The following is a 14,562-nucleotide window of genomic DNA, read 5'->3' as shown; positions in this document are numbered from 1 at the left end:
TTTCATCAGCGGCGTCGGTCACCTTCCCGCCACATCTGGACGCCGTCGCGGCGTGCGGCGTGTGCCAGGATGTGGGTCGCGGTCGGGCTGGTCAGCATGAAGAAGAGCAGGATGATCAGAAGGCGGACCTCAGTGGACCAGCCGCTCGGCAGCAGCAGCAGGCCGACGAGGATGAGGCCGGCGCCGGCGGAGTCCGTGACGCTGACGGCGTGAATGCGCGTGTAGAAGTCCGGGAACCGCAGCAGGCCCACACCGCCCGAGAGCACGAACAGGGCGCCGGCCCCCATCAACGCGTAGCCCGCCACCGCGATCGCGTTCACCGGTACGCACCTTCCATGTCTTCTGGACCTTCTGGCCCGCTGATCAGTTCCTGGTAGTGGCTCAGACGAAGCACCGCGACGACCGCGACGAAGTTGACCAGCGCGTACAGGATTCCGATGTCGAGGAAGTCCGGTCGGCCGAAGAGAAAACCGGCCACCGCCACGAAGAGCACGGTTTTCGTGCCGAACATGTTGACAGCGAGGATGCGGTTGTACAGACCGGGGCCGGCGAACGCGCGGATCAGCGCCAGGACCATGCTGGCCAGCAGCGCAGCCATCACCACGAAGGTCATCGCCGTCCTCCGGTGTGTGGCAGCCGACGCAACATCGCCCCGTCGCGAAGTGCGTCGATGTCGGCCTTATCCAGGCCGTGGACGCGGATGAGCCTGTCGCTGACATCTAGGGACAGGGTGCCGGGGGTCAGCGTGATCGCGTTGGCATAGGTGACCTGGGTGAGTTCCGGCAAGGCGTGCGCTGGTATCGCTGCCACCACTGGCCGGAGCGCCAGGCGAGGCGACCACACCTTGCGCACGACAGCAAGCGACGAGACGAGGACCTGCACCCCCAGCCACAGGAAGAACCGCGGCAGGCGCAGCAGGAACGGAACCGTGAGGTCGTAGTGCTGGTAGACCTCCGCCCGCCAGGTCATCGCACAAACCACAATGATCGACCCCGCGCCCAGCGCCAACATCCGCGGTTCGATATGACCGGAGAGGATCAACCAGAACGCGGCGAGCAGCGGGACCATCGGAAACATCCGCCGGACGCTTTTGCGCCGCGCACCACCTACGCGCGCATTCGCCGCGTCGGGCCGGTTCACGTTGTTCCCTCCGCAGCATCCACCAGCAGTTCAAGAAGGTGGTTGACGGTGACTACGCCGAGCGTGCCCCCCTGCTCCCGTGCGACCACGACGAGCGGACTGCAGCGCTCGGCCATCAGCTCGGCCACTTCGATGACGGTCGCCTGCGGCCGGGCTATCGGAATTCGGGCGCTGGCCGTGCTCATCACGTCGCGTACCCGGATGCCCACCAACGCGGCGGCGATGCGGTCGGCGTGCCCCTCATCGAACACCCGGGCCAAGCCGGGTTCCTCCTGGACGTAGCGTGGTAGCGCCAGCCGCAGCAGGTCGACGGACGACATGCATCCAACCACTTCTCCCAGTTCGTCAGCGACAACGAGCCCCGGTAAGTGGTGTCGCGTGACCAACCGAACCGCAGACAGAACGTCATCGCTTGGCCGCGCGGTCGGCAACGTCTCGGTGACGTCAGCAGCGCGCATCAGCGTCTCCCGGGTTTGCTTTGTGACCGCGATTCTCTGGTACCGGCCCTGCGTCACCCAATGCCCGACACCGCCATCAAAGCTCGAATCTCGTTGCCGACCACCGGCAATGTGGTGTCGCGGTTCGCCAGCACGCAAACCACCGGTAGTAACACCGCGCGCAAAGTAGCAAGCTGGAAGGGAACTACTTGACTAGAGGAAACGACGTATGGCGCGACGGACGGGTCCGGGCTCCTCGAGCGTCGGGCTGACGGACCTGGCGGAGCTGGCCGCACGAGCGAGTAAAGACGCGCACGGCATGCCGCCCGAACTGCTCGACGGCTACCTGACTTTGCTTGCGCAAGTCAGCACAGGAGGCCAATTCTGCCAGGATGACTTGCGCAGACGCCGTGACATCGGCGCGCGCGCGGCTGAGCAGGGCGTGCCGATGTGCGGGGTCATCGACCTCTATCTGAGCGCCACGTGGGTGGCCTGGGAGTCGCTTCCCGGCGTGCAGGCGGCCGATGGGACCGACGCGCTGCGCCACATCGGCGAGGCGGTCTTCCGCGCTGCCGACACCGCGATCATGGCGGTGGCGGCGGGGTACGAGGAGGCGCAGCGCTGGTCGCTACGCCAGGAGGAGTCGTTTCGGCGCGCATTCGTCGATGATCTGCTCGAGGGACGGAACCTCGAGACGCTCGCGGAACGCGCCGAACGATACGGCCTGCGGTTGGCCCATAGCCACGTGGTGGTGGCGATCGAGGGAAATCCGCCTTTCGTCGACGGCGATCCTGTCACCCGTCAGGTCGAATCCGCGATGCACTTTGGCTTGGCAAGTCGGGACGTCCTCGTGACGACGAAGGAGGGCCTGTTGGTGTGCGTCGCCCCAGACGGGCACAACGTGCCGAAGAGGTTTCTTGACAGAGTTGTCGAGGCGCTGGGGCCGGACGGTTTCTGGCGGGCCGGCATTGGACGCTCCCAGCACGGGCCCGGCGGTGCCGTTAGATCCTTTGAACAGGCCCGGCAGGCACTGGACATCGGCCAGCGCCTGCAGTTGCCCGGTCCCGTGTACTCCGCGTCGGATCTACTCGTCTACCAGGTGCTGATTCGCGACAGCGCTGCGCTCGCGGATCTCGTCGAGGCGGTGCTCGAGCCGTTGCGGGCAGCGCGGACCGGGCCCGTTGTGCTGCTGGACACCGTGTCCGCGTACTTCATGGCCGGTGGCGTGGCGACACTCGCAGCCCGCCACTTGCACGTCGGCGTCCGAACGGTCACTTATCGCCTGCAGCGAGTCAAGGAGCTCACTGGTTATTCGGTCCATGAGCCGCGGCAGAAGTTCACCCTGCAGGTCGCAGTGTTCGGTGCGCGGCTGCTCGGCTGGCCCGAATTTGTTGATCGTCGCAATGCCACTTTGCGTAACTAGCGCGCAAACAGAGCGTTTCCTGCACCCGTGCGCAACCGGTGAGCAGGTGAACCGCGATGCGGTGAAGATCAGTGTTTCTCTGCGATGAGCAATGAATAAACCAGCTGGCCGTCGGTGACAGCGCTGCGGGCTACGTTGATGTATTGAGTAACGGCGTCAATGTCGACGCCGGCGGTGTCCAACACCGACCCGGGTGTCATTCGTGCGAGGTGCGCTCGGGCTTCAACTTGGTCGATGATGCGCAGCAACGCGTCATCGTGGTTTTCGCTGTGGCGGGTGCGCAGGCCCGGCGCGGGCGAGGACGTCGCTGTATTCGTCCAGCGGGCGGGCATCGGCAATGCACGCTACCCACGCCGCCAGGTGGTGAGTTCGCCCGGCAGTCCATCCCTGGCAACCGTCACGTAGGCCAGTCCGAGCCGCCGGCGGCGATGGAGAACAGGCGCAAGCACGCGCCACCCGACATTGTCAGCAGGCCGAATAATGGCGGCTGCATCGTGTCGACAGGCCAGTATCGTGCGGGACCGTTGCCCATCGGTTGGAAGGAATCACGTTGACACGCAGTCTGTTCGCAACGATCGCCGCGACGACAGCCTGGCCCGTCGACGCCTCACCCAGATGCGCGACTTCTACGCTTTCCTACTCGCCGAGATCCCCGCCCTGCTCGACCGCTGGTACAAGGAGTCAGGCCGTCGAAACTGAACTTGTGCTCGATTTTTCCGTCGATTTTCGAGCACAAGCTCAGATTCGATCCCTCGGCGGCGTTAGGCCGGCACCGGATCGGTATCGCGATCCCAGGCGCGGTGCTGCGCGACCGCGACGGCGAACTGCTCCGAAAATGCGTCGGGCAGAGTGTCTTCGGCCGCCGTCGTCGTCACCACACCATGGGAGACGACGACGTCGGATCCGTTGGCGAACTGCTCGGCCACCCCGGCCGTGCGCAACAGGTCGACGCCCGCGCCGAACGCGCCCACCGCCTTGAGGTGCTTGTAGGCCTCGGTGACGAAATGCACGGCATAACCGTCGTTGGCCAACGCTTCCACCGACGCCGGTCCGCACGGCACCACGACCGCGTCGTAGAGCACCGACGCCATGGTGGTGATGGCGCGGTCGACCGACAGCTCGCCGCCCTGTCCACCCGACAGCGTGCCGCCCCCGGCGGGCGCGAGCACCTCGACGATCGCCCCGTACTCCCCCATCGCCTGGCGGAACCGCTCGACACCGCGCACATCCACGCCGTCGGCGGCCAGCAGCGCGATTTTGCGGGTGGCCGCGCTGTCTCTGGCGGTATTGAGCTGCGACAGCGCCGGTGAGGCGGGCATCTTGTCGTCGACGGACTCCTCGGCCGGTTCGGGCAGGCCCAACTTTCCCGCCACCTGGCTGGCCAGCTCGTGGTCGACGAGATTGAGCTGCGCGACGACGGCCGAACGGATCTCGCGCACCTCGACCTTGCCGAGTTCGAATGCGAACGCGGCGATGATGTGTTTGGCCTCCACCGCCGACATGCTCTTCCAGAACATCCGCGCCTGGCTGTAGTGATCCTGGAAACTCTTGGCGCGCTGGCGGATCTTGTGCCCGTCCACCTTCTCGGTGTAGTGCCGGGATACGTCCTCGTCGGCCAGCGCCGGGCAGCCACCGCCGATGGTGTTCTTGAAATAGCTCGACCTGCCCTGCGGAATCGCGTGCTGGCCGTAGCCGTCCTGCTGGTTGTTGCGGACATCGGCCAGCGGCCGGTTGACCGGCAGCTGCGCGAAATTCGGTCCGCCCAGGCGGATCAGCTGCGTGTCGAGGTAGGAGAAGTTGCGGAACTGCAGCAGCGGGTCGTTGGTGAAGTCGATGCCAGGAACCACGTTCGCGGTGTGAAACGCCACCTGCTCGGTTTCGGCGAAGAAGTTGTCCGGATTGCGGTTGAGCACCATGCGCCCGACCGGCCTAACCGGAACCTGTTCTTCGGGAATGATTTTGGTGGCATCGAGCAGATCGAACTGGAAATTGAACTCGTCGCTTTCCGGCACCAACTGCACGCCGAGCTCCCACTCCGGAAAGTCGCCGGCCTCGATGGCGTCCCACAGGTCGCGCCGGTTGAAGTCCGGGTCTTTGCCGGCGATTTTCTGGCACTCGTCCCAAACCAGGGAATGCACACCGAGTTTCGGCTTCCAGTGGAATTTCACGAAGGTGCCCTCGCCGCGGGCGTTGACGAGCCGGAAGGTGTGCACGCCGAAGCCCTGCATCATCCGGTAGCTGCGCGGCAGGGCTCGGTCCGACATCAGCCACATGATGGTGTGCAGGGTCTCCGGCTGCAGTGACACGAAATCCCACAGCGTGTCGTGCGCCGAGGCGGCTTGCGGTATCTCGTTGTGCGGCTCGGGTTTCACGGCGTGCACGAAGTCGGGGAACTTGATGCCGTCCTGGATGAAAAACACCGGAAAGTTGTTGCCCACCAGATCGTAGTTGCCCTGCTCGGTGTAGAACTTCGTGGCGAAGCCGCGGACATCGCGCACGGTGTCGGCCGATCCGCGCGAACCGGCCACCGTGGAGAACCGGACGAACACCGGGGTCTGCTTGCCCGGTGTGGTCAAGAATCTCGCGACGGTGAACTCGGCGAGGGAATCGTCGTAGGGCTCGAAATAGCCGTATGCGCCCGCCCCACGCGCGTGCACGACACGCTCGGGTATGCGCTCGTGGTCGAAGTGGGTGATCTTCTCCCGGGCGTGGAAGTCCTCGAGGAGAGTGGGGCCGCGTTCGCCGACGGTCAAAGCGTCATCGGTGTGATCCACCCGCACGCCCTGCTGGGTGGTCAGGTATCCGCTTTCGCGACTGACGCGGTACCCGTCGAGTTGTTGTTGCTTTGCACTGGGCTTGTCTTTTGCCATGCAGCGTGGATAACCCCGATGCGCCTGGCGCAAACGGTCGCACGGGCATGGATAGGCTGGTGGTTCGGTTCGGCATCGGGAGTGGCTCGTGGTGACGTTGGACCACCTCGTGAACGTGCTGGGCGGTTACGGCGTCCGACTGCAGTTCAGTTCGGTGCCACGGTCGACCGAACTCAGCAGCGTGGTCGTGCACGAGGCCACCGAGGGCCGCCCGGTGGTCGGCGATGTGCTGCTGGCCATCGGGGCTCGGTCGGTGAAAGAGGCGGTGCGCTGGGCGGATTCGGCCCGCGCCAGCGTCGTGCTGGTTCGCGCCGATGGCGACACGTTCGTCCGTCACGACGGTGCGGTGGCGGTGCTGGTGGTCGATCCGGCGGTGTCGTGGAGCGAACTGGCCGCGCTGGTGTACGGGCTGGTGCTCGAGGGCCGCGAGACCGCGTCCGGCCGCGGCCCCACCGCCCTGTTCGCGCTGGCCGACAGTCTCGCCGAGTCGATCGGCGGCGCCGTGACCATCGAGGACCGGCTCTCCCGGGTGCTGGCGGGCGTCCTTGCCGCCGCAGGCCACGGTGCTGGCGGGCATCAGCGGGGTCGCGACCACCGCGGAACTCGCGGCGGCGCGTCTGCTCGCCGAACGAAAGCTAGCGCGTCAACACGGCGACGCACTCGACGTGGTGGGTCAGCGGGAACGAATCGAATACCCGCAGCTCCTCGACGATATAGCCGTGGCCGCGGTACAGCCCGACATCGCGGGCGAATGACGCTGCCTCACAACCGATGTGGATCACCCGTGGCACCTCGGCCGCGGCCAGCTGATCGATCACCTCGCGACCGGCGCCCGACCGCGGCGGGTCGAGCACCGCGACGTCGGCGCGCGCCGATTGCATCGACAACGCCCGTCGCACCGATTCGGTGACGACCGAGACGCAGCCGAGATCCGCCAGCGCCACGCGGGCCGACCGTGAGGCGCCGCGCGACGTGTCGACGGTGACGACGCGGCCGGTTTCGCCGACCGCGTCCGCCAGCACCGCCGCGAAAACTCCTGCACCGCCGTACAAATCCCACGCGGTCATACCCGGGCTCAGCTGCGCCCAACCGGCCACCAGCCGGCTGTACAGTGCGGCGGCATCGCGGTGGGCCTGCCAGAAGGCCGTCACCGGCACCCGCCACACGCGGCCCCCGACCCGCTGCACCGCCTCGTAATTGCCCTCCACCACCTGGGTGTAGCTCTTGCGGCCATTCCGCGGACCGGTCTGCACGACGTGGCGTGCGCCGTCGTCGTCGATGGCCACGTGCAGGTGCGCCCCGGGCGGCCAGGTGCGTTCGCCGAGCCCGTCGAGCATGCCCGCGGGCAGCTGCGCACAGTTCAGCCCGGTGACGAGTTCGGAGCTGTGGTAGCGGTGGAAACCCGCGCGCCCGTCGTCTGCGGTGTCCAACCGCACCCGCGTCCGCCAGCCCGTGGCGCCGACCTCCCCGACGGGCTCGGCCACCGCATCGGCCTCGTCGCACCAGTGGTAGCCGCCCAGCCGGCCCAGCTGGTTGGCCACCACCGCACCCTTGAGCCGACGCACTGCGTCCGGGGTGGCGAACGCCAGATCGCAGCACCCCGCGCCGTCCACACCGGCGATCGGGCACAGGGAGTCGATACGGTCGGCGGACGGCTCCAGAACCTCGACAACGTCTGCGTGCCAATACGATCCGTGGTCGGCGACGACGCGAACCCTGACCGTCTCATCCGGCAGCGCGTAGCGCACGAACACCACCCGGCCATCATGGCGGGCGACGCAACTGCCGCCGTTGGCCGGCGGCCCGGTGACGAGGGTGAGTTCAGCAGGCCGGTCGTCGGCTCGTTGGCTCACTCCAGGAAACCCCTGCGGGCATCCCCCGGCGCGGCGTGCGGTTGCAACGTCTTGAGCCGCTCCGACGAACTGAGCTGCCACGGAACGGATGTCACCATCACGTTCGGCATGAACAACAACCGGCCCTTCAACCGCAGCGCGCTCTGGTTGTGCAGCACCTGCTCCCACCAGTGGCCGACGACGTACTCCGGGATGAACACCGTCACGACGGTGCGCGGCGACTCCTTCGTCACTCGCTTCACGTAATCCAGTACCGGACGGGTGATCTCGCGGTACGGCGAGGCGATCACCTTGAGCGGCACGGCGATATCGCTGTCCTCCCACTTGTGCACCAGCTCGCGGGTCTCGCCGTCGTCGACGCTGACGGTGATCGCCTCCAGCACATCTGGCCGGGTGGCCCGCGCATACGCCAGCGCCCGCAGCGTCGGCAGATGCAACTTCGACACCAGCACGATCGCATGGTTGCGGCTGGGCAACACCACCCCGTCCTCCTCGGCGGCCTGCTGCTCCTCCAGCTCACGCGCGACCGTGTCGTAGTGCCGTCGGATCGCCTTCATCAGCGCGAACAGACCGGCCATGGCCAGTATGGCGATCCACGCCCCCGCGAGGAATTTCGTCACCACCACGACGATGAGCACCGTCCCCGTGCACGTGAGGCCAATCGCGTTGATCACCCGCGACCGCATCATCTTGCGCCGCACCACCGGATCTGTTTCGGTGCGCAGCAGCCGCGTCCAGTGCCGGACCATGCCGATCTGGCTCAGCGTGAACGAGACGAAAACCCCGACGATGTAGAGCTGGATCAGCGCGGTGACCTGTGCCTGGAATGCGACGACGAACGCGATCGCGGCGAACGCCAAAAACAGGATGCCGTTGGAGAACGCCAGCCGGTCGCCGCGGGTGTGCAACTGCCGCGGTAGGTAACGGTCTTGGGCCAGAATCGATCCCAGCACTGGAAAGCCGTTGAACGCGGTGTTGGCGGCCAGCACCAGGATCAGCGCGGTGACCCCGGTGATGAGAAACAGCCCGAGCGGAAAGTCGTGGAACACCGAGTCGGCCAGCTGCGCGATCAAGGTCTTCTGGTGGTAGTCGGGCGGCGCGCCGACCAGCTGCTCGTGCGGCCGCTCGGCGATCTGCACACCGGTTTCCCTGGCCAGGATAATGATGCCCATGAACAGCGTGGTGGCGATCAGGCCCAGTAACGCCAGTGTTGTTGCGGCGTTGTGCGACTTGGGCTTCCGGAACGCAGGCACGCCGTTGCTGATGGCCTCGACACCGGTCAGCGCCGCGGATCCGGACGAAAACGCTCGCGCGACGAGGAATACCAGCGCGAATCCGAGCACATCGCCGTGTTCGGAATGCATCTCGAAGCCCGCCGACTCGGCTTGCAGTGGTTCGCCGAGAAGATAGATCTGGAAGAACCCCCAGGCGAGCATGAGGTACATGCCGATCATGAAGGCGTAGGTGGGGATCGCGAACGCGGTGCCCGATTCCCGGATGCCGCGCAGGTTCATCGACGCCAGCAGCAGGATCGCGATAACCGCGAAAAGCACCTTGTGCTCTGCGATGTAGGGCACCGCCGATCCGATGTTGGACATCGCCGACGACATCGACACCGCGACGGTCAGGACGTAATCGACCAGCAGGGCACTGGCCACTGTGAGCCCAGCGGTGTGGCCGAGGTTGGTGTTGACCACCTCGTAGTCGCCGCCGCCGGACGGGTAGGCGTGCACATTCTGCCGATAGCTGGCGATCACGATGAGCATGACCGCTGCGACGGCCAGGCCGATCCACGGCGCCATCGAGTACGCGGCCAGGCCCGCCACCGACAGCACCAGGAAGATTTCCTCCGGCGCGTATGCCGTGGACGACAGCGCATCGGAAGCGAAGACGGGCAGCGCGATCCGCTTGGGCAGCAGCGTGTGGTGTAGCCGGTCGCTGCGGAAGGGTCGGCCGATCAGCAGCCGACGCGCAACGGTCGAAAGCTTGGACACGAGAGCCAAGAGTAAGCCCAGTAAGCAATAGCGGTAGCGTTCCGAGTGCGCAGGTGCAAAGACACGCCGGAAAGGACCGTCAGGTGCGTGTAGTGGTGATGGGCTGCGGCCGCGTCGGCGCGTCGCTGGCCGACAGCCTGGCCCGGATCGGCCACGACGTGGCGATCATCGACCGCGACAACACCGCGTTTTACCGGCTCTCCCCGGAGTTCCCCGGTGAACGGGTGCAGGGCATGGGCTTCGACCGAGATGTGCTGCTGCGGGCAGGCATCGAGGAAGCGGGCGCGTTCGCGGCCGTGTCGTCGGGCGACAACTCCAACATCATCTCCTCGCGGATCGCACGCGAAACATTCGGTGTGGAGCGCGTGGTGGCCCGCATCTACGACGCTAAACGCGCTGCGGTGTATGAGCGGCTGGGCATCCCGACGGTGGCCACCGTGCCGTGGACCACCGATCGGCTGCTCAATGTGCTGACCCGCGAAACCGAGACCACCAAGTGGCGCGACCCGTCGGGCAACGTCGGTGTGGCCGAACTTCCGCTGCACGAGGACTGGGCGGGCCATCGCGTAACCGATCTGGAAGCCGCGACGGGCGGTCGGGTGGCGTTTATCATCCGGTTCGGCAGCGGCCTGCTGCCCGACGCGAAGACGGTCATCCAGGCGGGCGATCAGGTGTACGTCGCCGCCGTTGCGGGTCACATCGCCGAAGCGCTGGCCATCGCGGCGTTGCCGCCGAGCGAGGACCTGGAGGCGCAGTGAAGCGGGCCCGCTGGAATATCCCGGACATGGAGGAGCGGCGCTGATGAAGGTCGCGATCGCCGGGGCGGGCGCCGTGGGCCGCTCCATCGCCCGCGAACTGTTGGAGAACAACCACGACGTGACACTGCTCGAACGCAACCCCGAGCACGTCGACGTCGACGCCATTCCCGCCGCGCATTGGCGCCTGGGCGACGCTTGTGAGCTGTCGCTGCTCGAGTCGGTGCACATGGAAGAGTTCGATGTGGTGATCGCCGCGACCGGCGACGACAAGGTCAACGTCGTGGTCAGCCTGCTCGCCAAGACCGAGTTCGCGGTGCCCCGGGTGGTGGCCCGCGTCAACGACCCCCGCAACGAGTGGTTGTTCGACGAGAATTGGGGCGTCGACGTCGCGGTGTCCACGCCGCGCATGCTGGCCTCCCTCGTGGAGGAGGCCGTAGCCGTCGGCGACCTGGTGCGCCTGATGGAGTTCCGCACCGGCCAGGCCAATCTGGTCGAGATCACGCTGCCCGACGACACGCCGTGGGGCGGTAAACCCGTCAAGCGTCTGGAGTTGCCGCGCGACGCCGCGCTGGTGACGATTCTGCGCGGGCCACGTGTGATCGTGCCGGAGTCCGACGAGCCGCTGGAGGGCGGTGACGAGCTGCTGTTCGTGGCGGTCGCCGAGGTCGAGGACGAACTTCGCGAGCTTCTGCTGCATCCCGCGCCGCGCTAGCGCCGGGCGTAGGCCGGCGGCGGGGTGACCCGGTCATGGCAGACCGCGGCCGATTCCGGCGACACCCGATCGTCGTCGTGCTCCTCGTTGCGAATACCGACCGCGGACACGATCCCGGCCAACGCGAACAGCACCACGACCACCACGGCCGCCTGTCGAAATCCCGCGAAATCCATTGCGCCGCCGGTGATCACACCGGTGAACGCGACCGCGATCAAGCCGGCGATCCGCGACACCGCATTGTTGATCGCCGATCCGATACCGCTCTGCGCGGACTCCACCGCGGCGAGCACCGCGGCGGTCAGCGGCGAGACCGTGACGGACAGCCCGAGGCCGAAAACCACCAGCCCGGGCAGCATCTGCGTCCAGAAGTCGAACGGCTCACGCGCGCTCAGCATGAGCACGAAACCCACCCCGGCGATCAGCGGGCCGACGGCCATGTACAGCCGCGGACCGTGCAGCCCGGCCAGCGCGCCGAACCAGCGCGCCAACGCGAACGACAGCACCGGGATGGGCAGCGTGGCCAGCCCGGCCTGCGTCGCGGTCAGCCCCGCGGTCTCCTGCAAGAACAGCGCGACGACCAGCATGCCCAGCGACACCGCCGCATACAGGAACACGGTGGCCAGGTTGCCGACGGCGAAGTTGCGGGCGGCGAAGATGTGCAGCGGCATCATCGGGTGCGATGCGCGCCGTTCCCACCACGGGAACGCGAGGAGGGCGGCCACGCCGACCGCAAGGCTCGCCAGCACCGCGGGATGCGCCAGGCCGAGGCGCTGCTGCTCGATCAGCGCGTACACCGTCGCCGTCAGCCCGACGGCGTTGAGCAGCGCCCCGATGACGTCGATGCGCTCCGGCGAATGGTCGCCCGCGAAGTCGTCGCGGGACAGCTTCGTCGTCAGGTACAGCGTGATTGCCAGCGGCACCACATTCACCCCGAAGATCCACCGCCAGCTCAGCGAGTCGACCAGGACACCGCCGAACAATGGGCCGATCACGAACGCGGTGCCCGTCAACGCCGTCCAGGTGCCGATCGCGCGGGCCTGCGCCGCGCCGGAGAACGTGGCGTTGATCATCGCCAGCGAGCTGGGCACCAGAAACGCCGCGCCAACGCCCTGCAGGCAGCGGGCGGCGATGAGCACCCACCCGGCCGGCGCCAGCGCGCACAAAAGCGACGAGGCCGCGAACACCACCAGGCCCATCCGCAGCACCGACAGCCGGCCGAACTGATCGGAGATGGCGCCGGCCACCAGGATCAGCGCCCCTAGGGCGAGCAGGTAGCCTTCGACCACCCACTGCTGAAGCGCCAGGCCGCCTCCGAACTCCCGGCCGATCGCCGGCAGCGCGAGATTGACCACCGAACCGTCCAGGAACGCGACGAATGTGGCCAGCACGGCCACCGCGATCAACGGCGAGGCGGGGCTGCGGGTCGACAGCACAGCTCAGTCAGCGCGGGCGTCGGCGGTGGCGGCCGCGTGCTGGGCGTGCACGGCGCGCTGCGCGGCCCGGATGGCGAAGTAGGTGGCCAGGGCGGCCAGCGCCGTCAACGGCCACCCCATCGCGATGCGCGCCACTCCGAGCCAGCCGGTCTGGTCGGCGTCGTAGAGGTGGTTCTGCACCACGAAGCGCGACCCGAACACCAGCACCCAGGTGATGGTGGCGATGTCGAACGCCAGTACGGCCTTGGGTACCTCACGCCAGCCGCGGCCGTGTCCGTTGACCCAGCCCCAGATGTAGCCGACGACGGGCCGGCGGATCACCACCGACAGCGTGAACACCGAGGCCCAGAACAGCGACATCCAGATGCCGAGCAGGAAATAACCCTTGGACTCCCCCACCAGGTAGGCGATCAGCGCGCAGACGCCCACCCCGATGAACCCGGACACCGCGGGCTGGGTGGACTCGCGTCGGATCAGCCGCCACACCAAGATGAGCGCGGCCACCGCCAGCGCCGAATAAATCGCGGGCATCAGCCCGAACGCCGACGACACCGGCACGAACACGACGACCGGCAGCGATGAGTAGATGATCCCGCTGACGCCACCCATCTGTTCGAGCAGGGCGTGCGGGCGAGTGCTGGTGTGCTTCCCCGGTTCGGTTCCGGGGTCGCTCACTTCTGAATCTCGTAGTGCGGGTTGTAGATTGCCTTGCTGCCGTTCTCCAGCTTGCCGACGCGGCCGTGCACACGAAGGGTGCGGCCGGACTCGATACCGGGGATGCGGCGCTGGCCGAGCCAGACCAGCATGACGGAATCGGTGCCGTCGAAAAGTTCGGCTTTCACGCCACCGGCGCAGCCCTTGCCGTTGCATTCGACGCTGCGCAGGGTGCCCACCATGGTCACCTCTTGACCGCGCTGACAGTCGATCGCCTTCTGGGCACCGGTGTTGGCGGCTTCTTCACTGAGCTCCTCGACGTCGAGTTGCTCGGGGTCCTCCGTCAGGCGTCGAGTGAGCCGACGCAGATACCCTTCGGCCGTAGCCATGGTCTCTCCTGACCTTCCGCAGATCCACCGTGGATCTACCCAACCAAACGCCACCGTAGACCTCTTAGTTCCGTTATGCCACGGGGGGTGTGGGTCGGCACGCCGGTGAATTACCTCACAGGGCACGATCGTGTGATGGCGGTCAATCTGCGCGGTGTCACCGCGGTTCTGCTGCCCGGTACGGGCTCCGACGACGACTACGTCTACCGGGCCTTCTCCAAGGCGCTGCACGACGTGGGCGCCGCCGTAGTCACCCCGCCGCCGCAACCGGACCGCCTCATCGACGGCTATCGCGCCGAGCTGGACAGCGCCGCGCGGCTGGGTGCGCCGATCGTCGTCGGTGGGGTGTCTATCGGTGCGGCGGTGGCCGCTGCGTGGGCGCTGGAGCATCCCGCCCATGCCGTCGCGGTCCTGGCCGCGCTACCGCCGTGGACGGGCGCACCGGACACCGCGCCCGCCGCGATGACGGCGCGGCATTCGGCGGAGCTGCTGCGGCGCGACGGGCTGGCGTCAGCGACCGCCCAGATGCGCGCGTCGAGCCCGCCCTGGCTGGCCGACGAACTGACCCGGTCGTGGGTCGGACAGTGGCCCGCGCTTCCCGACGCCATGGACGAGGCGAGCCAGTACGTGGCACCCACCTGCGGCCAGCTGGAAGGCTTGGCCGTGCCGATGGGCGTGGCCGCCGCGACCGACGACCCGGTGCACCCGGTCGAGGTGGGCCTCGAATGGGTCGCAGCGGCGCCGCGGGCGGCGCTGCGCACCGTCACGCTGGATGAGATGGGTGCCGACCCGGCGGTGCTGGGCGCGGCCTGTGTGGCCGCGCTACTCGACGTCTGACTGCGATTTGGGCGCGCCTGGTTGCGCTCAGCGGGCTGTATCGAAATGGTTTCGCGCCG

Annotated in this window: 15 protein-coding genes and 2 pseudogenes; 6 read left to right on the top strand and 11 right to left on the bottom strand. The window is 67.3% G+C overall.

Annotated features, from left to right (window positions below):
• Nucleotides 1-5: 5 nt before the first annotated feature.
• The 4 genes from mnhG to CWS39_RS21630 are packed head-to-tail and all read right to left on the bottom strand — an operon-like array spanning nucleotide 6 to nucleotide 1,598.
• Nucleotides 6-320 carry a monovalent cation/H(+) antiporter subunit G gene (mnhG, locus tag CWS39_RS21645; RefSeq protein WP_199178243.1) on the bottom strand — a complete coding sequence of 105 codons (315 nt, stop codon included), beginning with the start codon at nucleotides 318-320 and terminating at the stop codon, nucleotides 6-8.
• Nucleotides 317-613 (bottom strand): MrpF/PhaF family protein, encoded by a 297-nt coding sequence (locus CWS39_RS21640; protein WP_102144965.1) that lies wholly within the window; start codon nucleotides 611-613, stop codon nucleotides 317-319. The genes mnhG and CWS39_RS21640 overlap by 4 nt, the downstream gene beginning before the upstream one ends.
• A complete protein-coding gene (locus CWS39_RS21635) occupies nucleotides 610-1,077 on the bottom strand; it encodes a Na+/H+ antiporter subunit E (protein WP_102144964.1) in 468 nt (155 codons plus the stop codon). Before CWS39_RS21635 ends, CWS39_RS21640 begins: the two co-directional genes overlap by 4 nt.
• Before the next feature lie 59 nt (nucleotides 1,078-1,136).
• On the bottom strand, nucleotides 1,137-1,598 hold the full coding sequence (locus tag CWS39_RS21630; protein ID WP_142386903.1) for a CBS domain-containing protein: 462 nt from the start codon (nucleotides 1,596-1,598) through the stop codon (nucleotides 1,137-1,139).
• Nucleotides 1,599-1,806: 208 nt separating this feature from the next.
• Here CWS39_RS21630 and CWS39_RS21625 point away from each other — a divergent pair, with 208 nt between their 5' ends.
• Nucleotides 1,807-3,000, top strand: a complete 1,194-nt coding sequence (locus tag CWS39_RS21625; protein ID WP_199178242.1) for a PucR family transcriptional regulator — start codon at nucleotides 1,807-1,809, stop codon at nucleotides 2,998-3,000.
• Between the two features lie 68 nt (nucleotides 3,001-3,068).
• Here CWS39_RS21625 and CWS39_RS21620 read toward each other — a convergent pair whose 3' ends face one another.
• A complete protein-coding gene (locus CWS39_RS21620) occupies nucleotides 3,069-3,332 on the bottom strand; it encodes a hypothetical protein (RefSeq protein WP_102144962.1) in 264 nt (87 codons plus the stop codon).
• Between the two features lie 253 nt (nucleotides 3,333-3,585).
• Here CWS39_RS21620 and CWS39_RS30450 point away from each other — a divergent pair.
• Nucleotides 3,586-3,699 (top strand): annotated as a pseudogene (locus CWS39_RS30450) (hypothetical protein); the annotation flags it as partial.
• Between the two features lie 62 nt (nucleotides 3,700-3,761).
• On the opposite strand, the gene CWS39_RS21610 reads toward CWS39_RS30450, so the two are convergent.
• Nucleotides 3,762-5,870 (bottom strand): catalase, encoded by a 2,109-nt coding sequence (locus CWS39_RS21610; RefSeq protein ID WP_102144961.1) that lies wholly within the window; start codon nucleotides 5,868-5,870, stop codon nucleotides 3,762-3,764.
• 88 nt (nucleotides 5,871-5,958) lie between these two features.
• Here CWS39_RS21610 and CWS39_RS29720 point away from each other — a divergent pair.
• Nucleotides 5,959-6,408: pseudogene (locus CWS39_RS29720) on the top strand (PucR family transcriptional regulator); the annotation flags it as partial.
• Between the two features lie 97 nt (nucleotides 6,409-6,505).
• Here CWS39_RS29720 and CWS39_RS21600 read toward each other — a convergent pair.
• Both CWS39_RS21600 and CWS39_RS21595 read right to left on the bottom strand, forming a co-directional pair.
• On the bottom strand, nucleotides 6,506-7,723 hold the full coding sequence (locus CWS39_RS21600; protein ID WP_102144960.1) for a class I SAM-dependent RNA methyltransferase: 1,218 nt from the start codon (nucleotides 7,721-7,723) through the stop codon (nucleotides 6,506-6,508).
• Nucleotides 7,720-9,717, bottom strand: coding sequence for an APC family permease (locus CWS39_RS21595; protein WP_102144959.1), 1,998 nt, complete (start codon nucleotides 9,715-9,717; stop codon nucleotides 7,720-7,722). The genes CWS39_RS21600 and CWS39_RS21595 overlap by 4 nt, the downstream gene beginning before the upstream one ends.
• Nucleotides 9,718-9,800: 83 nt before the next feature.
• Here CWS39_RS21595 and CWS39_RS21590 point away from each other — a divergent pair, with 83 nt between their 5' ends.
• Nucleotides 9,801-10,475, top strand: a complete 675-nt coding sequence (locus CWS39_RS21590) for a potassium channel family protein (protein WP_102144958.1) — start codon at nucleotides 9,801-9,803, stop codon at nucleotides 10,473-10,475.
• A 43-nt stretch (nucleotides 10,476-10,518) separates the two neighbouring features.
• Nucleotides 10,519-11,187, top strand: coding sequence for a potassium channel family protein (locus tag CWS39_RS21585; RefSeq protein ID WP_102144957.1), 669 nt, complete (start codon nucleotides 10,519-10,521; stop codon nucleotides 11,185-11,187).
• On the opposite strand, the gene CWS39_RS21580 is transcribed toward CWS39_RS21585, so the two are convergent.
• From CWS39_RS21580 to CWS39_RS21570, 3 genes are read right to left on the bottom strand one after another with little or no spacing between them, the layout of a single operon-like run.
• A complete protein-coding gene (locus CWS39_RS21580) occupies nucleotides 11,184-12,623 on the bottom strand; it encodes an MFS transporter (RefSeq protein ID WP_233213616.1) in 1,440 nt (479 codons plus the stop codon). The genes CWS39_RS21585 and CWS39_RS21580 overlap by 4 nt on opposite strands.
• A gap of 3 nt (nucleotides 12,624-12,626) precedes the next feature.
• Nucleotides 12,627-13,298, bottom strand: a complete 672-nt coding sequence (locus tag CWS39_RS21575; RefSeq protein WP_199178241.1) for a DUF3159 domain-containing protein — start codon at nucleotides 13,296-13,298, stop codon at nucleotides 12,627-12,629.
• Nucleotides 13,295-13,666 (bottom strand): OB-fold nucleic acid binding domain-containing protein, encoded by a 372-nt coding sequence (locus tag CWS39_RS21570; RefSeq protein ID WP_102144956.1) that lies wholly within the window; start codon nucleotides 13,664-13,666, stop codon nucleotides 13,295-13,297. The genes CWS39_RS21575 and CWS39_RS21570 overlap by 4 nt, the downstream gene beginning before the upstream one ends.
• Before the next feature lie 135 nt (nucleotides 13,667-13,801).
• Between CWS39_RS21570 and CWS39_RS21565 the strand changes: the two genes are divergently transcribed.
• Nucleotides 13,802-14,503, top strand: a complete 702-nt coding sequence (locus CWS39_RS21565) for an alpha/beta fold hydrolase (protein WP_102145001.1) — start codon at nucleotides 13,802-13,804, stop codon at nucleotides 14,501-14,503.
• Nucleotides 14,504-14,562: the final 59 nt, after the last annotated feature.

The sequence above is a fragment of the Mycobacterium hubeiense genome, from assembly GCF_002838065.1.
In the GTDB taxonomy this organism is placed as follows: Bacteria; Actinomycetota; Actinomycetes; order Mycobacteriales; family Mycobacteriaceae; genus Mycobacterium; species Mycobacterium hubeiense.
The sequence above is the reverse complement of the archived record's forward strand: the minus strand, read 5'-3'. Positions and strand labels throughout refer to the sequence as shown.